This is a genomic window from uncultured Microbacterium sp., from assembly GCF_900078385.1.
GTDB lineage: Bacteria > Actinomycetota > Actinomycetes > Actinomycetales > Microbacteriaceae > Microbacterium.
Map to the genome: position 1 here is coordinate 144652 of NZ_FLQR01000006.1, position 16970 is coordinate 161621.

Annotated in this window: 18 protein-coding genes and 1 pseudogene; 7 read left to right on the plus strand and 12 right to left on the minus strand. The window is 71.2% G+C overall.

Going from position 1 to position 16970, the window contains the following annotated elements:
* Window positions 1–65: 65 nt before the first annotated feature.
* Complete coding sequence (locus QZL85_RS05640) at window positions 66–431, minus strand: VOC family protein (protein WP_295574721.1); 366 nt, start codon at window positions 429–431, stop codon at window positions 66–68.
* Window positions 432–512: 81 nt separating this feature from the next.
* Here QZL85_RS05640 and QZL85_RS05645 point away from each other — a divergent pair, with 81 nt between their 5' ends.
* Both QZL85_RS05645 and QZL85_RS05650 read left to right on the plus strand, forming a co-directional pair.
* On the plus strand, window positions 513–2402 hold the full coding sequence (locus QZL85_RS05645; protein WP_295574723.1) for an alpha-amylase family protein: 1890 nt from the start codon (window positions 513–515) through the stop codon (window positions 2400–2402).
* Window positions 2403–2433: 31 nt separating this feature from the next.
* Window positions 2434–2874 carry a hypothetical protein gene (locus QZL85_RS05650; protein WP_295574726.1) on the plus strand — a complete coding sequence of 147 codons (441 nt, stop codon included), beginning with the start codon at window positions 2434–2436 and terminating at the stop codon, window positions 2872–2874.
* An 11-nt stretch (window positions 2875–2885) separates the two neighbouring features.
* Here the strand turns inward: QZL85_RS05650 and QZL85_RS05655 are convergent.
* The 3 genes and pseudogenes from QZL85_RS05655 to QZL85_RS05665 all read right to left on the minus strand — a co-directional run bounded on the left by QZL85_RS05655 (window position 2886) and on the right by QZL85_RS05665 (window position 5195).
* A pseudogene (locus QZL85_RS05655) lies at window positions 2886–3787 on the minus strand (NAD(P)H-binding protein).
* A gap of 8 nt (window positions 3788–3795) precedes the next feature.
* Window positions 3796–4776: a zinc-binding alcohol dehydrogenase family protein gene (locus QZL85_RS05660; protein ID WP_295574728.1), complete on the minus strand. Its 981-nt coding sequence runs from the start codon at window positions 4774–4776 to the stop codon at window positions 3796–3798.
* Window positions 4773–5195, minus strand: a complete 423-nt coding sequence (locus QZL85_RS05665; protein WP_295574731.1) for a MarR family winged helix-turn-helix transcriptional regulator — start codon at window positions 5193–5195, stop codon at window positions 4773–4775. Before QZL85_RS05665 ends, QZL85_RS05660 begins: the two co-directional genes overlap by 4 nt.
* Before the next feature lie 123 nt (window positions 5196–5318).
* Between QZL85_RS05665 and QZL85_RS05670 the strand changes: the two genes are divergently transcribed.
* The 4 genes from QZL85_RS05670 to QZL85_RS05685 are packed head-to-tail and all read left to right on the plus strand — an operon-like array spanning window position 5319 to window position 7555.
* Window positions 5319–5660, plus strand: a complete 342-nt coding sequence (locus tag QZL85_RS05670; RefSeq protein WP_295574734.1) for a PadR family transcriptional regulator — start codon at window positions 5319–5321, stop codon at window positions 5658–5660.
* 1 nt (window position 5661) lies between these two features.
* The gene (locus QZL85_RS05675; RefSeq protein WP_295574736.1) at window positions 5662–6030 is read left to right on the plus strand and encodes a DUF1048 domain-containing protein; all 369 of its coding nucleotides are present in this window, start codon (window positions 5662–5664) and stop codon (window positions 6028–6030) included.
* Complete coding sequence (locus QZL85_RS05680) at window positions 6027–6794, plus strand: ABC transporter ATP-binding protein (RefSeq protein WP_295574738.1); 768 nt, start codon at window positions 6027–6029, stop codon at window positions 6792–6794. Before QZL85_RS05675 ends, QZL85_RS05680 begins: the two co-directional genes overlap by 4 nt.
* Window positions 6791–7555, plus strand: a complete 765-nt coding sequence (locus QZL85_RS05685; protein ID WP_295574740.1) for an ABC transporter permease — start codon at window positions 6791–6793, stop codon at window positions 7553–7555. The genes QZL85_RS05680 and QZL85_RS05685 overlap by 4 nt, the downstream gene beginning before the upstream one ends.
* 7 nt (window positions 7556–7562) lie before the next feature.
* Here QZL85_RS05685 and QZL85_RS05690 read toward each other — a convergent pair whose 3' ends face one another.
* The gene (locus QZL85_RS05690; RefSeq protein ID WP_295574742.1) at window positions 7563–8249 is read right to left on the minus strand and encodes an alpha/beta fold hydrolase; all 687 of its coding nucleotides are present in this window, start codon (window positions 8247–8249) and stop codon (window positions 7563–7565) included.
* Between the two features lie 78 nt (window positions 8250–8327).
* Here QZL85_RS05690 and QZL85_RS05695 point away from each other — a divergent pair, with 78 nt between their 5' ends.
* On the plus strand, window positions 8328–8942 hold the full coding sequence (locus QZL85_RS05695; protein ID WP_295574745.1) for a TetR/AcrR family transcriptional regulator: 615 nt from the start codon (window positions 8328–8330) through the stop codon (window positions 8940–8942).
* A gap of 15 nt (window positions 8943–8957) precedes the next feature.
* Here the strand turns inward: QZL85_RS05695 and QZL85_RS05700 are convergent, their stop codons facing one another.
* From QZL85_RS05700 to QZL85_RS05730, 7 genes are all read right to left on the minus strand, one after another.
* On the minus strand, window positions 8958–10082 hold the full coding sequence (locus tag QZL85_RS05700; protein ID WP_295574747.1) for a Gfo/Idh/MocA family protein: 1125 nt from the start codon (window positions 10080–10082) through the stop codon (window positions 8958–8960).
* Complete coding sequence (locus QZL85_RS05705) at window positions 10079–10903, minus strand: sugar phosphate isomerase/epimerase (protein ID WP_295574749.1); 825 nt, start codon at window positions 10901–10903, stop codon at window positions 10079–10081. The genes QZL85_RS05700 and QZL85_RS05705 overlap by 4 nt, the downstream gene beginning before the upstream one ends.
* A 274-nt stretch (window positions 10904–11177) precedes the next feature.
* Entirely contained in the window at window positions 11178–12884 is a 1707-nt protein-coding gene (locus QZL85_RS05710) for a ParA family protein (RefSeq protein ID WP_295574751.1), read from the minus strand.
* Between the two features lie 116 nt (window positions 12885–13000).
* Window positions 13001–13708, minus strand: coding sequence for a substrate-binding domain-containing protein (locus QZL85_RS05715; RefSeq protein WP_295574754.1), 708 nt, complete (start codon window positions 13706–13708; stop codon window positions 13001–13003).
* Window positions 13705–14694, minus strand: coding sequence for an aldo/keto reductase (locus tag QZL85_RS05720; RefSeq protein ID WP_295574756.1), 990 nt, complete (start codon window positions 14692–14694; stop codon window positions 13705–13707). Before QZL85_RS05720 ends, QZL85_RS05715 begins: the two co-directional genes overlap by 4 nt.
* Complete coding sequence (locus QZL85_RS05725; RefSeq protein WP_295574758.1) at window positions 14691–15647, minus strand: Gfo/Idh/MocA family oxidoreductase; 957 nt, start codon at window positions 15645–15647, stop codon at window positions 14691–14693. Before QZL85_RS05725 ends, QZL85_RS05720 begins: the two co-directional genes overlap by 4 nt.
* Window positions 15648–15670: 23 nt before the next feature.
* On the minus strand, window positions 15671–16969 hold the full coding sequence (locus QZL85_RS05730) for a protocatechuate 4,5-dioxygenase subunit alpha/beta (protein WP_295574761.1): 1299 nt from the start codon (window positions 16967–16969) through the stop codon (window positions 15671–15673).
* Window position 16970 lies beyond the last annotated feature (1 nt).

Sequence of the window (16970 nt, forward strand, 5' to 3'; positions counted from 1 at the left end):
CGGATGCCGTGACCCGTCCCCCACGGGTCACACAGAGGAGCGATCCGGCCCCCGGCTGATACCGGTCAGGGGCGCTGGAAGGCGATGAGCCCGACGGTGTTGCCCTCGGTGTCGCGGATGAACGCCTGCCATTCCTCGTGCCCCTCGGGGCCGAGGAGGTCGGAGTCGTGCGTGAAGATCACGTGGGGCTGGGTGACGACGTCGGCGATCCCGGCGAGCCGCTCGATGGCGTCGTGCACATTGTCGACGCGCAGGTACAGCAGGGCGGTCGGGGCGTTCCGGTCCAGGAGGAGCCGTGTGCCCTCGAGCTCGAAGAACAGCAGACCCGGCGGGTCGAAGCGGGCCACAGGCGGCTGCCCGAGCAGCACCGTGTAGAAGTCGGCGGCGCGGTCGAGATCATCGGCGTGCTGGGCGATCTGGACGAGGTGCATGGGCGGCCCTTCCTCCGCGGGGCGGCCATCGCCCGCGCGACGGCCTCCCTCTAGTGTGGATGCCAGGAGGAGCACACGCCAATGACCACGCTCACCACGGTCGATGAGGACCGCCCCGCCGCCCTGGCCGCCGCCGAGGCAGCCGGGCGGGTCGACGAGGCCTTCCTGACCCGCTTCGACGAGCAGTTCCCCCGCCTCCACGACCTGTTCGCCCGCCTGTACGGCGAGCGCGCCGACGGTCAGGAGCAGCTCGCCGAGGTCGTGGCGCTGGCCTCCGCGTCGTGGAGCGCGCGCCCCCTCGACCTGCGGGTCCGCGGAACCCGGCACGCGGAGGATCCGGACTGGTTCCAGTCCGAGCGGATGCTGGGCGGTGTCTGCTACGTCGACCGCTACGCCGGCAACCTCGCCGGCATCCGCGAGCAGATCCCCTACTTCCGCGAATTGGGACTCTCCTACCTGCACCTCATGCCGCTGTTCGATGCCCCCGAAGGCCCCAACGACGGGGGCTACGCGGTCTCGAGCTACCGGCGGGTCAACCCGAGCCTGGGCTCGATCGCGCAGCTGGGCGAGCTGGCTGCCGACCTGCGCCTCGCCGGCATCTCGCTCGTGCTGGACTTCATCTTCAATCACACGAGCGACGAGCACGACTGGGCGCGGAAGGCGTACGCGGGCGACCCGGAGTTCGAGGACTACTACCTGATCTTCCCCGACCGCACCATGCCGGACGCGTACGAGCGGACGACCCGTGAGATCTTCCCCGAGGACCACCCCGGATCGTTCGTGCAGCTCGCCGACGGCCGGTGGGTGTGGGCGACGTTCCACTCGTACCAGTGGGACCTCAACTACGCGAATCCCGCCGTGTTCCGGGCCATGGCCGGCGAGATGCTCTTCCTCGCGAACCAGGGCGTCGAGGTGCTGCGGATGGATGCCGTCGCCTTCATCTGGAAGCGGCTGGGCACCTCCTGCGAGTCGCTCCCCGAAGCGCACCTGCTGCTGCAGGCGTTCAACGCGGTCCTCGCGATGGCCGCGCCCGGGACGCTGTTCAAGTCGGAGGCGATCGTGCACCCCGACGAGGTGCTGACCTACGTGTCCCCGGAGGAGTGCCAGCTCTCGTACAACCCGCTGCAGATGGCGCTCACCTGGGAGGCCCTCGCCACCCGCGACGCGCGCCTCCTCCAGCAGGCGCTGGAACGACGCCACGACCTGCCGCCGCACACCGCGTGGGTCAACTACGTGCGCAGTCACGACGACATCGGGTGGACATTCGCCGACGAGGATGCCGCGGAGTTCGGCATCGACGGGTACGCGCACCGTCGCTTCCTCAACGACTTCTACGTCGGGCGGCACGAGGGCACGTTCGCGCGCGGCGTCCCGTTCCAGGAGAACCCGCGCACCGGCGACGCGCGCATCGCCGGGACCACCGCATCCCTCGCCGGCATCGAGGCCGGCGATCCGGGGGGCGAGGATCGGGTCGTGCTCGCGCACGCGATCGCCCTGTCGACCGGCGGCATCCCGCTGCTGTACCTCGGCGACGAGGTCGCACAGCTGAACGACTACACCTACACCGACGACCCCGACCGCCGGAGCGATTCGCGCTGGGTGCACCGCGGCAACCGGCCGCGCGATCGCTATGCGGAGCGGCTGACCGCGGATACGCCCGCCGCGCGCGTGCACCGGCGACTCACGAAGCTCATCGCGGTGCGAGAAGGGACCCCGGAGTTCGCCGGCAACGCCCTGGTCGGGTTCCGCACGCCCGACCCCGCCGTGCTCGGCTACCAGCGGCGCGGCGACGACAGCGTCATCCTCGTACTCGCGAACGTGGGTGACGAGCAGAGCCTCATCGACCCGCTGACGCTGTCCGGGTTCGACCGCACGGCGCACGATCTCGTGCTCGGCGTCGACGTGGATCTCGACGAGGGCCTCGCTCTGCCGGCGCACGGCTTCGTCTGGCTGCGCGTGCGGGAACTGTAGCCTGGATCGTCCCCGACCCTGGAGGCCCCGCATGCGCACGTCCCGCCGCACTGTCAGGAACAGAGCGACCATCGGAGCCACGATCGCCCTCGGGCTGGCTGTGCTGAGCGGCTGCGCCGGCCTCGACGACGGTCAGAGCGTCGAGGAGGCATGTGTCGTCCTCTCCGACGGGATGGCGGACATCCAGACCGAGCTCTCCGAGGCGCAGAGCAGCCTGTCCGAGGACGGCGACCTGGCCGGCGCGACCGAGGTGATGGCGAAGATGGAGGGCGAACTGGACGATCTCGCGCCGAAGATCACCAACGCCGAGGTGACCGCCGCCCTCACCGGCTTCCGCGCAGGTGTGCGCGCCTTCTCCGCCGCTCTGGCCGGCACCGACGATGTCAAGGATCTCGTCGCGAACGACGAGTTCGCGCAGGTCGCGGAGTCGATCCAGTCCGCGGGCACACAGTTCGCCGAGCTCTGCAGCTGAGGGCGCCGGAGTCAGCGGTTCGGGCGCTGCGCGCGCAGAAGCTCGACGAAGGACATCGGGGGAACCCCGGTGACGTCCTCGACGGCGGAGCTCACCGCGGACACCTCCCCCGCGGCGATCGCCGTGTACGTGCTCACCCAGGCGTCGACCCGCCAGGCGGGCGCCTCCCACCGCGCCCGGGATGCGTACGCTTCCGGGACCGTCTCATCGTGGAAGCGCACGGGGCGCCGCCCACGGCCGTCAGGGTCCGCGCCACGTCGTGCAGGGAGAGCGCCTCGGGGCCGGTGAGGTCGTACGTCGCGCCGCGGTGCGTGTCGGGGCGCTCGAGGATCCGCGCCGCCGTGCGCGCGACATCGGCACGCGCCACGGCGGCGACGCGCCCGCCGGACGCGGGACCGCGGATCACGCCGTCCTCGCCCGCCAGCAGCGGAAGGAAGTCGAGGTAGAAGCTGTCCCGGAGCATCGTCCACGCCATGCCGGACGCTTTGATCCTCTCCTCCGTCGCATGGTGATCCCGTGCGAGCGTGAACGTCGCGTCCGGGGCCGCCCCCTGGAACGAGGTGTAGACGACGTGCGCGACCCCGGCGGCGGCCGCCGCGTCAACGAACGCCTCATGCTGCGCGAGGCGGTCGGCGCTCTCGGACGCAGAGACCATGAGCAGCACATCGATGCCCTGCAGAGCCAGCGTCGCGCCGCGGGGGTCGTCGTATCGCGACTCGACGACGGTCGTCGCGGGCAGCTCCGGTGCACGACTGCGGTCGCGCACGAGGAGCAGCTGCGGGATGCCGGCGGCGGCGAGGCGAGCGGCGATGTCGCCGCCGAGCGCACCGGTGCTGCCGGTGACCGCGACACGGGGACGCTCGGCAGCAGACGAAGCTCCCCGTGGACGGGCGAGGTGCTGGGCGTGCGCGATCTCGAGGTTCACGGGAGCACGACGCCTTTGCCGCCGACGCGACCGGCTTCCATCGCGCGATGCGCGTCGACGATGTCGTCGAGGGCGAACACGCGTCCGACCGGGATCGTCGCGGCGCCGGACGCGACGGCGTCGAGGAACGCCTGCAGCGCCGAAGCCGGCAGGTCCGCGGACTCCCCCGAGTACGCCGTGAGCCGGACCCCGTTCGGGATCCAGTCCATCGGGTAGAACTCCGCGATCGTCCAGCGATCCGAGAGCATCCCGGTGAAGCAGACCGTGCCGCGGGGCCGGACGGCGCGGAGCGTGTCCCTCATCGCGTCGACGCCCACGAGTTCGACGGCGCCGTCAACCCCCTCCGGCAGCAGGCGCCGGATCTGACCGGCGATCTCGCCGTCGTCGATGAGCACGTGGTCGACGCCGACCGACGCGAGCAGCGCCCGTGCCTCCGGGCGTCGCGTGGTCGCGTACACCGTCATCCCGAGGAGCTTTCCCAGGACGGCGAGCGCGAGCCCCACCGACGAGGTGCCGCCGCGGATCAGCAGCGATTGTCCGCGCTGCGCCTGCAACCCGATGTGCAGCGATCCGTAGGCCGTCTGGAGCATCTCCGGCACGGCACCGAGCAGCTCCCACGGCAGGGCGCTCCGGAACGGCAGGACCTGGCCCGCCGGGACGACGACATACTGCGCGTACCCGCCGTCGAACTCCCGCCCCATGCCGCCCATCATGGTCATGACCTGGGCCCCGACCTCGAACTCGCCCCCCGGCGCCGCCGCGACCTCGCCGGTCGCCTCGATGCCCGGGATCCGCGGAAACGACCCCGAGGACGCGACACCCGAGCGGAAGTGCAGCTCGGAGCGGTTGAGCCCGAAGGCCCGCACGCGGATCAGCACCTGTCCCGGCCCGGGCACGGGGAGCGCGACGTCGCGGACCTGCAGCACCTCGGGGCCGCCGGGCCCCTCGATCACCGCCGCCCGCATCGTCGGCATCATGCCGGCACCGCCGCGCCGCCGTCCACGAGGTGCTGCAGGCGCCGCAGCTGCGGAATCGCCGCGAGGCCGTCGGCGCCCACGAAGGCGGCCACCTGTTCCTCCGCGATCCGGCCCGCCACCGTCAGCGCGTCGTCCCCCGCCGGTGTGAGGGACACGAGCGAGGAGCGTCCGTCCGTCGGATGCGGGCGACGGACGACGAGGCCGCCTCGCACGAGGCGGTCGACCACCTTGCTCGCGGCCCCCACCGTGATCGAGAGCTCCTCGCTCACATCCAGCACCCGACCGGCGCCCTCACGACGGGAGAGGATGCGGAGGGCGAGGAGGGAGCCGAGGCCGAGGGCCCCGCGCTCGGCGAGGCCGTGCTCGACGCGCGACCACAGGGTCGTCTCGAGGCGGACGAGGGCATGCAGGAAGTCCATGGCATCCTCAACTGCATTCCACGGAAGGTAATTCCCGATTCGCAGTACTCAGTGTTGCCAACTACCGGTACTCAGTGTTACCGTCTACTGGTAGTCAGCATCACTGAGTAGAACGGAGCGGCTGTGGCAAGTCAGATGACCGAGATGCTCAAAGGCGCCCTGGAGGGCATCGTCCTCGCCGTCCTGGCGACGCGTCCCGCGTACGGCTACGAGATCACCGCGCGACTCCGTGAGCAGGGCTTCACGGACCTCGTCGAGGGGACGGTCTACGCGCTCCTCATCCGCATCGAGCAGCGGGGCTTCGTGGACGTCGAGAAGGTGCCCTCGGAGAAGGGCCCGCCGCGGAAGGTCTACTCCCTCAACACGCAGGGACGCGCCCAGCTCGCCGAGTTCTGGAGGACATGGGGCTTCCTCTCGGAACGGATCGACGCACTCCGCCCCGCACACCCCGAAGGAGAGAACTGACATGGTCGCCAAATGGATCGAGGCCCTCACGGGGTCACTGGAGCAGAAGAAGCAGTACAAACAGGACAAGGCGCGCATCGACGCGCTGCCCGGGCCGTACGCGACGGCGGCTAAGGCGCTGCACCGGTACTTCATGTACTACGGCGGCATCACGGACGGCGACACCCTCGTCACGATGATCGGCGACCTCGCCGATCTGTGGGAGCGGGCCGCCGCCGACGGCACCCCGGTCCGCGACATCGTCGGCGACGATCCGGTCGAGTTCGCCGAGACCTTCGCGCAGGCGTACACCGGCACGCAGTGGATCGACAAGGAGCGGGCTCGCCTGACGAAGGCGATCGAGGATGCCGAGAGCGAGGAACGGCCATGACCGCGGTCACGGCCAGCGCCATCCGGGTCGAGGGACTGGAGAAGTCCTTCGGCGAGGTGCCCGTGCTGCGCGGCGTCGACGTCGAGGTCGCTCGCGGGAGCATCTTCGCCCTGCTGGGCGCCAACGGCGCCGGCAAGACGACCCTCGTGCGCATCCTGTCGACCCTGCTCGCCCCGGACGCCGGGACGGCGCGCGTCCACCGCTTCGACGTCGTGCGCGAGGCCGGCGACGTGCGGGAGTCGATCAGCCTCACGGGACAGTTCGCCGCGGTCGACGACGTGCTCACCGGCCGGGAGAACCTCGTGCTGGTCGCGCGACTGCGTCACCTGAAGGATCCGGGCGCGATCGCCGACGGGCTGCTCGCCCGCTTCGCCCTCACGGACGCCGGCGGGCGGAAGGCCGCGACCTACTCGGGCGGGATGCGCCGCCGCCTCGACATCGCGATGAGCCTCATCGGCGACCCGCCGATCATCTTCCTCGACGAGCCCACCACGGGGCTCGACCCGCAGGCGCGACTCGACGTGTGGCAGACCGTGAAGGCGCTCGCGGGCGCCGGCACGACGGTGCTGCTGACCACCCAGTACCTCGATGAGGCCGAGCAGCTCGCCGACCGCATCGCCATCCTGCACGACGGCAGGATCATCCAGAACGGCACGCTCGAAGAGCTCCGTCGCCTCCTCCCACCCGCAGAAGTCGAGTACGTCGAGAAGCAGCCCTCACTGGAGGATGTCTTCCTCGCGCTCGTCGGCAAGGACATCCGATGACCACCCACATGCTCGGCGACACCGCCGTCCTCACCGGCCGGTCGCTGCGGCACATCCTCCGCAGCCCCGACACGATCATCACGACCGCGGTCACCCCGATCGCGCTCATGCTGCTGTTCACGTTCGTGTTCGGCGGAGCGATCGAGACCGGCTCGGACGTCTCGTACGTCGACTACCTGCTGCCCGGCATCCTGCTCATCACGATCGCCTCGGGTGTCGCCTACACCGCCTATCGGCTCTTCCTCGACATGCAGGGCGGCATCTTCGAGCGCTTCCAGTCGATGCCGATCGCACGCTCGAGCGTGCTCTGGGCGCACGTGGTCACCTCGCTCGCGGCGAACCTCGTCTCCGTCGCGGTCGTCATCGGCGTCGCGCTCCTGGTCGGGTTCCGCACCGGCGCATCCGTTCTCGCCTGGCTGGCCGTCACCGGCATCCTGATCCTCTTCACGCTCGCGCTCACCTGGATCGCGGTCGTCGCCGGCCTGTCGGCGAAGACGGTCGACGGCGCGAGCGCCTTCAGCTACCCGCTGATCTTCCTGCCGTTCATCAGCTCGGCCTTCGTGCCCACCGGTTCGATGCCGGGCCCGGTCGCCTGGTTCGCGGAGAACCAGCCGGTCACCTCCATCGTCGACACGCTGCGCGCGCTGTTCGCGCAGGAGCCGGTGGGCGGCGACATCTGGATCGCGCTCGCGTGGCTCGTCGGGATCCTCCTGGTCGGCTACGCCGCCGCGATCGCCGTGTACCGCCGCAGGATCCGCTGAGCCGCAATCAGTCCCAGTCGAGGTAGTCCTCGATGACCGCCGCCGTGTGACCCGCGTGGGTGGAAACGAAGAGGTGCCCCCCGCCGTCGATCCGCACGACGCTCGCTCGGTCGGGGGCCGACGCCTGCAGCCGCTCGCCGTTCGCCGTCGGGGTGATCCGATCCTCGGTCCCCTGGATGATGAGCGCGGGCAGCCCCGGCGCGACGGCGGCCCACTCCGCCTCAGGCGTGGCGGCGAGGGCGGCGGCCTGCAGCTCCTCGACGGCGGCATCGCGCGCGCGGGCCAGGAAGTCGTGGTCCGGGGTGTCTCCGGAGGGCGGCTCCGGCTGCGAGCCTTCGACGCCCAGCAGCAGCACGCCGTTCGCGCGGTCGTGATGATCGAGCGCGACGGTGCGCGCGACGGCGCCGCCGAACGCGTGCCCGCCGATCCAGGCGTGGTCGATGCCGAGGTGGTCCATGACGTCGACGACATCCTGCGCGAGGTCGTGCATCGTGAGCGCCGCGGTGCCGGGCTGCCGGGCGCCGACCTGCACGACGCGGAAGTCCTCTTCGACGAGGACGCTCGCGAGCGTACCGAGGTAGGTGATGTCGAGGCCGCGCGCGGGGAGCAGCACGAGTGCGGGGCCGGCCCCCTCGTCGGTGTACGGGACGGCACGGCCATCCGGTTCGAAGATCTGGCGCTCGGTGATCGACATGGTTCCCTCTCGCGGTGCGGTCGCCGTCCGGTCCCTCTGGCCCGGCTCTTCCATTCTGCCCGGCGATAGACTTCCCCCGTGCCCGCCCCCGACTCAGCTCCGACGCCGCAGCGCGGGAGCTATGCGAAAGGGATCGCCCGCCGGCAGGAGATCCTCGACCGGGCCATCGAGGTCTTCGCGCAGCGCGGTGCGCGGCGGACGAGCCTGCGCGCGATCGCCCAGGAGGTCGGCGTCACCCACGCCGCCCTCACGCACTACTTCGGCTCGCTGGAGGAGCTCCTCGTCGAGGTGTACCGCGAGTCCGAGCACCGCTCGGACAGCCCTCCGCGCTCACCGGATGCGACGCCCGCCGAGATGATGCAGACCTCCGCGGCCGAGAATCGCGAGATCCCCGGTCTGGTGCAGCTCTACTCGACGCTCGTCGCCGCCGCCCTCGAGGACGGCCACCCGGCCGCGCAGGCCTTCATCGGCCGACGGTTCGCGGCGCTCCGCGAGGACATGACCGCGCGCGTCCGCGACCTGCAGGCGTCCGGCCACGTCCGGGACGACCTCGATCCCGGGCTCGTCGCGGCGCTCACCATCGCGGCCTCGGACGGACTCCAGACGCAGTGGCTCCTGGAGCCGTCCGTCGACCACGAAGCGGCGCTGGGCCTCCTCGATCGCCTTCTCGCGGGTCCGAAGACCCGCGCCTGACGCGCGCGCTGCGCGTCAGAGCGTCGACGCGAACGGGTCGAAGCCCGCCGGCAGCAGCGGCACGGGTGCCACGGTGCTCTCGACGCGCACGGTGGCGCCGGTCGCCGCGGACTCCTCGGCCGAGAGGAGCACGTCCAGGACGTGGTACCCGAGCTCGCCGGAGGCGACGTGCGGGCGACCCTCTGCGATCGCGCGGACCATGTCGAGGGTGCCGAGGCCGCGGCCCACGGCGACGTCCTCGTGCTCGATCTCGATCCAGGTCTGCTCGAAGGACATGCCGTCGCGCAGCACGCCGAGCGGCTTGACGTAGGCGATCCGGCCCGCGAACTGGTTGGGGTCGGGGATGACGAGCGACCCCTCGGTGCCGTGGATCTCGACGATGCCGTGCCGTTCCAGGGCGGAGTCGAAGCTCAGGAGGCTCTGCGACTGCGCGCCGGAAGCGAACGCGGCGAGCACCTGCATCGTCGAGGGGACCTCGACGGCGAACGGGGTGCCCGCGTTCGGGCCCGTGTGGATCCGGCGTTCGTCGGCGGTCTTCGTCCCGAAGGCGGAGACCCGGTCGACGGGCCCGAACAGGCTCACGAGCGCGGAGAAGTAGTACGGCCCCATGTCCAGCAGCGGGCCCGCGCCCTGCGCGAAGAGGAAGGCGGGATTCGGATGCCAGAGGTCCGGCCCCTGCGTCTGGAAGACCGTCTGCGCGAACAGCGGGCGGCCGATCAGGCCGTCCTCCACCGCGCGTCGCGCCGCCTGGAAACCGGGACCCAGGAGGGTGTCGGGCGCCGACCCCACCCGCAGTCCGGCGGCGTCGGCCTCGCGGAGCAGCTGGGCCGCGCCGTCCCGGTCCAGTCCGAGCGGCTTCTCCGACCAGACGTGCTTGCCGGCGGCGATGGCGCGGCGCGAGACCTCGATGTGCGCGGCCGGGATCGTGAGGTTCACGACGAGCGCGACGTCCGGGTGGGCGAGCACATCGTCGGCGGAGCCGTGCTGGGCGACGCCGTGCTTCTCGGCCTGGGCAGCCGCGCGCTCGACGTCCAGATCGCCGACGATGACGACGTCGACGTCGGGGAACGAGGACAGGTGGGACAGGTAGGTGTCGCTGATGACACCGGCGCCGATGACGCCGACTCCGACCGCGCTCATCGGACGAACCCCCCGTCGCGCAGGAAGGCGAGGCTCGCGGCGACGTCGTCGAACACGTCGCCCGGCGGGTTGTCGTACTCGATGACGGCGTAGCGCACCGCGGTGGCCGCGCGCAGCGCGTCGGCGAGCGGCACGTCGCCCTCGCCGGGCCGGCGCTGGTCGAGCGTCTCGGAACCGAACTTCTCGGCGCCGGGCGCGAACGGGTTCTCTGCCGGCGCGATGCCGTCCTTCACGTGCACGGCGGTGAGGCGGTCGCCGAGACGGGACACGAGACCCGTGACGTCCTGCCCACCGGTCAGAGCCCAGAACAGGTCGAGCTCGATCTCCACGCGCTCGTCGGTGAGCTCGACGAACCGTTCGTACGCCGTCTGGCCGTCGAAGTCGGCCACGAACTCCTGCGCGTGGTTGTGGTAGCCGACCGCCAGCCCGAAGCCGGCAGCGACCTCGACGAGGTTGTTGAGCCGGTCGGCGATGTCCGTCACGCCCTCGAGGGTCAGCCAGCGGTCGGGCGCCACGAAGGGGTCGATGACCGTGGTCACCCCGAGCGTCGCGGCGGCCTCGAAGACGACCTCCGGGGCGGGGGTCGGAATCGAGCCGTCCGGCGTCCACAGCTCATCGGACAGGAGCGGCGCGTGCCCCGTGGGCGATGCGAGCCCCGCGGCATCCAGTGCGCGTCGGATCTCGGCGGGCCGGCGCACGAAGTCGAACGCCTCCACGTTGCGCAGCCCCAGGGCGGCGAGCTTCTCGAGCGATCCGTCCATGTCTGCGGTGAACTGCTGTGCGAGCGTGTAGAGCTGCACTGATGCTTCCGGTCGGGCCACGATGACCGTCCTCTCCGTCGATGAAGCGCACGCGCGGCGGTGCGCGGAGCCAGAATAGCAGAAACCTCCGCGTGGTGGTTTTCTGGGACCCTATCGGTCGCGGAACCTCCCGGTCAAGCCCCCGGCAGCGATCCGCGAGGGGCGATACGTTGGGTACGCCCTCGGCACAGATGTTCGGGTCATCGAGCTGTGGGACGGCGGCCCAGGTCGGGCGAGGCTTCGGGTGCCCCTGATGCTGGGCCGCCTCTCTTCCCCGCGACTCCGGTCGGAGCGCTCAGAGCCCGTCGGCGACGGCGGCCGCGGCGCGCATCCAGGCGTCGCCGGTCTTCGGCTGCAGGCTCCCGTAGCGGATGCGGCCGGCTTTGAGCGCGTCGTCGAACGGGATGACCTCGACGGCGCGGACGTGACCCACGAATCCCTCGGCGATCTCCTGCACGGCGGCGGCGTTCGAGCGCTCGGACTGGCTCACGATCACGACGGCGTTGTCGGCGAGGCGGCGGGAGTGCTCATCGCGGCGGCGCAGCGCATCCAGGAGCAGGGCGGCGGACTCGGCCGACTCGGGGGCGGCCAGCGTCGGCACGACGAGCTGGTGCGCGGAGTCGATCATCCGCAGCCAGCGATCGGCGGATTCGTCGTTGCCGGAGTCGAAGATCACCATGCGGTAGTAACGCGCGGCGACCTGCATGAGCAGGTCGAAGTCGGCCGTCGTGATGCGCTGATCGGCGGCGAGCAGCTCGGGGTTGGAGCGCAGGACGTCGTACCGGTCGACGGTCTGGTGGTGGACGTACCGGGCGATGTCGGAGACCGACGCCGTCGTCTCCAGCAGCCGGGCCGCGTGCGGCAGCAGGTCGCGGATGGTCGTGTCGTAGTCGCCCTGCTCGGTGCGCCAGCCCAGCGTCCCGCGGGTGTCGTTGTTGTCCCACGCGAGCACCGTGCCTCCGCCGTGCCGCGCGTAGACGGCGGCGAGGACGGCGGTCGTCATCGTCTTGCCGACGCCGCCCTTGCCGTTCGCGACCGCGATCGTGCGGCAGCCCGCCCAGTGCCGCGAGACCGCCATCTCCCATTCGGCGCGCTGGATCGCCGCGCGCGAGGGGCGCATGGGGATGCCGAGCTGCGCGAGGAACGCGCGCCAGCCGTCGAGCTTCGCGGGGTGCTCGCTCGCGGGCTCGATGAAGGACGGGCGTGCGCTCTCCCCGAATGTCGCGAGCGGCCCGGACAGCACCGGGACCGGCGGGATGTCGGTGAGCCCGGTGGGCATCGCGGGCGGGCTCACGAACTCCGGCGGCGCGTCTGCGGACTCCGGGTCTTCGGTGTCGTTCGGCTCGTCGGTGGACTCTGTGCCTTCGGCATCGATCGGCTCGTCGGTCGGCTCTGTGCCGGCGGGAGCATCGGCGGCTCCGTCCGTCGACGGCGCGTCGGCAGGCTCGGCGGCGTGGTCGGCGGGACCGTCGGCGGAAACGGGGGCCCACGGCGAGACGGCATCCTCGACGTCGTCATCGTCGTCGTCCGGCGCCGGCTCGGAGGGCTCGTAGGGGCCGAGATCCTCGGGGACCGTGAACGCGAACTGCGGCGTCCCGAGGTCGGGGGCGAGCGGCTCCGGCACCGATGCCGCCGGCTCGTCGAGGTCGTCGTCGTCCCCGTCGTCCAGCGTGGAGGTCCACGGGGCGGGGACGGCGTCCGTCGTCCACCACGCCTGCTCGCGCAGCTCCGCGCGGGTGACCGTCTTGTCCGTCATCTGGACGATGAGCTCGCCGTCGGGCTCGACCTGCAGCGTGTGCTCTCCGTGATCACCGCTCGTGGACAGCTCGACCGGTTCGCCGATGCGCGCCGCCTCGTCGCGCGCGCGGGTGACGATCAGCTGCCGGATGCCGTCGGCATCCGCTGCGGACAGGCTTTCGACCTCCGCGCCCGCCAGGGCGAACTCCGCCGATTCTCCCGTCACGCGCACGTGGGCGCGGGCCGGTTCGGTGCCTGAGTTCATGGAAGTTCCCTTTCGACGGATGCCGCCGCCATCGGACGCCCTTTCCACGCTATCGCGACACGCCTGGGAAAGACGGGTCCTTGCGCGGCACGACGACGCGTGTCATGGCGCCGGGACTACGACGCAGGCGGGAGGCTGAAGCTGTGCGCCGATGCGATCCGGGTCGCCGCGTCCGACGCCAGGAAGGCGAGCACGCGCCGCGCCGCCGCCGGGTCGGCGGACGTCGTCGCGACCGCGCCGGAGAACACGGTGTCGATGGCGCACTCCGCCGGGAGGACGCCGAGGATGCGGATGCCGGGCTGCCCGACGAGCTCGCTGAGCTGCTGGAAGCCGAGGTCGACGTCGCCGGCCGCGAGCGACCGCGCGACGGGGATGCCGGGGCGTGCCTGCACGAGTCGGCCGCCGATCTCGCCCGTGAGGCCCCACTTCTCGATCATCGCCACCAGAGCCGTCCCGCTCGGACCCGTGGAGTAGCCGATCCGTCCGGCGCCGCGGAGCGCGTCGCGCACGCCCGCGGCGTCCGGGAACGCGGCGCCCTCGGGCTGCGCGGCGGGCTCGTCGGAACCGGAGGGGACGGCGACCGCGACCTGCGACAGCATCAGGGGGACGACGGAGTCCGCGTCGAGATGGCCGTCCGCGGCGAGCCGCGCCAGGGCGTCGGAAGCGAGGAACACGAGGTCGAGCGGCTCCCCCGCGGCCACGCGCTGCGCGGCATCCACACCCCCGACGGATTCCACGTCGACCTGGGGAAGCCCCGCCGCGACGGCCGCCGCGGTCAGGTCTGCGAGCACGTGCCGGGTCGCCATCGAGGAGATCGCCCTCACGCGGCGCCGCCTGCTGCAGAGTCCTCGAACGTCTCGGCGTCGACCTCGGAGTTGCCGACCGCGTTGTACCGGGAGCCGGAGACGGTCCCTGAGGAGATGAGCGCGCCGGCCCGCTCGAGTACGGCGGCATCGACGACGACGTCGACGGCGGCGAGGTTCTCACGCACGTGGCCGGCGCGCGTGCTGCCCGGGATCGGCACGACGTGGTCGCCGCGGGAGAGCAGCCACGCCAGCGCGAGCTGGGCGGGCGAGCACCCCGCCTCGGCGGCGAGCGCGCGCCACGGCGGCAGGAGGGCGGCGTTGGCGGGCCAGTGCTCCGGCTGGAACCGGGGCATGGCGCGGCGGATGTCCTTCGGGACGAGCGTCTCCGGGTCGGTGATCCCGTCCGCGAGGAACCCGCGCGCGACCGGGGAGAATGCGACCAGCGCGACCCCGTCCGCGCGGCTGGCCTCGAGCATGCCGAGCTCGGCGTTGCGGGTCCACAGCGAGTACTCGTTCTGCACGGCGGCAATGGGCGCCACGGCCTGCGCCTCGCGGAGGCGGGCGACCGACACCTCGGACAGCCCGATCGCACCGATCTTGCCGGCATCCACGGCCTCGGCGAGGGCCCCGACGCTGTCGCCGATGGGCACGTCCTTATCCCATCGGTGCAGGTAGTACAGGTCGATGTGGTCGACGCCGAGCCGTGCGAGCGACGCGTCGACGTGGCCGCGCAGCGTCGCGGGCCGCCCGTCGATGACCTTGACGCCGTCGACCATCGCCATGCCGCCCTTGCTCGCGAGGACGACCTCGTCGCGGCGTCCCGCGATCGCGCGGCCGACGAGCTCCTCGTTGCGACCGGCGCCGTACAGCGTCGCGGTGTCGAGCAGGCGGATGCCGTCGTCGAGCGCTCCACGCAGGATCGCCACGCCGTCCTCGAAGGACGGCGGGATGCCGTAGGCGTGGCTGAGGTTCATGCAGCCGAGGCCGAGGCGCGGCAGATTCACGCGAGCTGTTCCTCGAGCATGCCGAGGACGCGGTAGCAGTCGAGCACCTGACGGATCGAGGAGTTCGGCTCGCGGCCCTCGCGGATGGCGGAGACGAACTCGCGGTCCTGCAGCTCGATGCCGTTCATGCTGACGGCGACATGCGACACGTCGATGGGCTCCTCCTTGCCGTTGACGAGATCGTCGTACCGGGCGATGTACGTGTCGGTGTCGCCGATGTAACGGAAGAACGTCCCGAACGGCCCGTCGTTGTTGAAGGAGAGGGACAGCGTGCAGATCGCGCCGGTCTCGCTCTTGAGCTGGACGGACATGTCCATCGCGATGCCGAGCTCGGGGTGCAGCGGCCCTTGGATGGCGTTCGCCTGCACGATCTTTCCGGCCTGGTAGGCGAACAGGTCGACCGTGTGTGCCGCGTGGTGCCACAGCAGGTGGTCGGTCCACGAGCGCGCCTCGCCCTTGGCGTTCGTGTTGGTGCGGCGGAAGAAGTACGTCTGTACGTCCATCTGCTGGACGTGGAACTCCCCGGCGGCGATCCGGTCGTGCACGTACTGGTGCGATGGGTTGAACCGGCGTGTGTGGCCGACCATCGCGACCAGACCGGACGCCTCGGCGGCGGCGAGCGTCGCCTCGGCGTCGGCGAAGGAGTCGGCGAGCGGGATCTCGACCTGCACGTGCTTGCCCGCCGCCAGGACGGCCTGGGTCTGGGCCGCGTGCAGCTGGGTGGGGGTCGCGAGGATGACCGCGTCCACATCGTCCCGCTCGAGGACAGCATCGAGACCGACGACGGCGTGCGCGACGCCGTAGGTCTCGGCGACGGCGTGGGTGGGTTCGGGACGGGTGCCGCTGACGACGGTGACCTCGGCGTCGGCGATGTTCGCTAGGCCGTCGAGGTGCTTCATGCCGAAGGCGCCGGCGGCGCCGACGACCGCGACGCGGACCTTGTCGTTGCTCATGGGCGGGTGTCTCCTTGAATGACTCAGGCGCTGGGGTTGCTCAGCACGAGGTGGCCGACCGCGGTGTTCGAGGCGGGCACGTGGTAGAACCGGTGATCGACCCACGGCGCGTCGCCCGCGAACTGGTCGTCCATCGCGCCGCGCGCGATGAGCCAGTCGACGAGCTCGATGCCCTCGGAACCGGCCTCGTCGACGTACTCCATGTGCGACCACTCGGTGAGGCCCAGCGGGTCGGCGATGAGATGGTCGAGGAACGCGTTGTCCCACTCGGCGTTGATGAGCCCGGCGCGGGGACCCTGGAGCTGATGGCTCATGCCGCCGGTGCCCCAGATCTGCACGTTGAGCTCGTCGCCGTCCCACTTGTCGAGGGCGCGGCGGAGGGCACGGCCCAGCTCGTAGCAGCGGCGGCCGGAGGGCACCGGGTACTGCACGACGTTGACGGCGAGCGGGATGACCTTGCAGGGCCACTCCTCCACATCGCCGAAGACGAGGGACAGCGGCACGGTGAGCCCGTGGTCGACGACCATCTCGTTGACGAGGGTCAGGTCGAAGTCGTCCTGGATGATCGACTGCGCGAGGTGCGCGGCGAATTCGGGGTAGCCCTGCACGTCGGGCACGGGACGCGGCCCGTAGCCCTCGTCGGCGACCGGGTACTCGGCTCCCGTGCCGAGCACGAAGGTGGGGACGATGGAGGCGTCGAACGCGGTGGCGTGGTCGTTGTAGACGAGGATGACGACATCCGGCGTGTTCTCCTTGGCCCACTGGCGGGTCCACGTGTAGCCGTCGAAGACCTTCTTCCAGTACGGCTCCTCGGTCTTGCCGAGGTCCATCGCCGCACCGATCGCCGGGACATGCGAGGTGAACAGCGCCGATGTGTACCTCGCGGGGGCGTCGCGGCGCATCACCTCGGACTTCTCGGTGCTCGGCGGCGTCCAGCCGTCGAGGTCCTTCAGGCGGTTGCCCTCGGGGCGGCGCCCACCGCCGATCATCATGTCGCGGTAGGCGGCTTCGCTCATCCCGGTCATCGAGCCGGCCATCTGCTGGAAGCTCAGACCGTGGGTGGCGCCGATCTTGGAGAGGAAGTAGATGTTGCCTCCCTCCTCCATCATCGCGTTGAGGTCCATGTCGAGCACGGCCTGGCGCGCCTTCGGCGTGAGGTCCCAGTCGTCGAGGTACGCGGGGGTGTCGGCGAGGAAGCGCGCGCGGTTCTCCGGCTTCATCAGGGACATCGACAGCTGGTTGAGCTGGTAGCCCTTCCGGGCCTGCTCGGCGTCGAAGATGATCGTGCCGGGGACGTTCTTGTACGGCTTTTCGAGTGCCATG

Coding starts and splice junctions, on each gene's coding strand:
- QZL85_RS05640 (WP_295574721.1), bottom strand. CDS start 431: ATGCACCTCGTCCAGATCGCCCAGCACGCCGATGATCTCGACCGCGCC.
- QZL85_RS05645 (WP_295574723.1), top strand. CDS start 513: ATGACCACGCTCACCACGGTCGATGAGGACCGCCCCGCCGCCCTGGCC.
- QZL85_RS05650 (WP_295574726.1), top strand. CDS start 2,434: ATGCGCACGTCCCGCCGCACTGTCAGGAACAGAGCGACCATCGGAGCC.
- QZL85_RS05660 (WP_295574728.1), bottom strand. CDS start 4,776: ATGATGCCGACGATGCGGGCGGCGGTGATCGAGGGGCCCGGCGGCCCC.
- QZL85_RS05665 (WP_295574731.1), bottom strand. CDS start 5,195: ATGGACTTCCTGCATGCCCTCGTCCGCCTCGAGACGACCCTGTGGTCG.
- QZL85_RS05675 (WP_295574736.1), top strand. CDS start 5,662: ATGGTCGCCAAATGGATCGAGGCCCTCACGGGGTCACTGGAGCAGAAG.
- QZL85_RS05680 (WP_295574738.1), top strand. CDS start 6,027: ATGACCGCGGTCACGGCCAGCGCCATCCGGGTCGAGGGACTGGAGAAG.
- QZL85_RS05685 (WP_295574740.1), top strand. CDS start 6,791: ATGACCACCCACATGCTCGGCGACACCGCCGTCCTCACCGGCCGGTCG.
- QZL85_RS05690 (WP_295574742.1), bottom strand. CDS start 8,249: ATGTCGATCACCGAGCGCCAGATCTTCGAACCGGATGGCCGTGCCGTC.
- QZL85_RS05700 (WP_295574747.1), bottom strand. CDS start 10,082: ATGAGCGCGGTCGGAGTCGGCGTCATCGGCGCCGGTGTCATCAGCGAC.
- QZL85_RS05710 (WP_295574751.1), bottom strand. CDS start 12,884: ATGAACTCAGGCACCGAACCGGCCCGCGCCCACGTGCGCGTGACGGGA.
- QZL85_RS05725 (WP_295574758.1), bottom strand. CDS start 15,647: ATGAGCAACGACAAGGTCCGCGTCGCGGTCGTCGGCGCCGCCGGCGCC.
- QZL85_RS05730 (WP_295574761.1), bottom strand. CDS start 16,969: ATGGCACTCGAAAAGCCGTACAAGAACGTCCCCGGCACGATCATCTTC.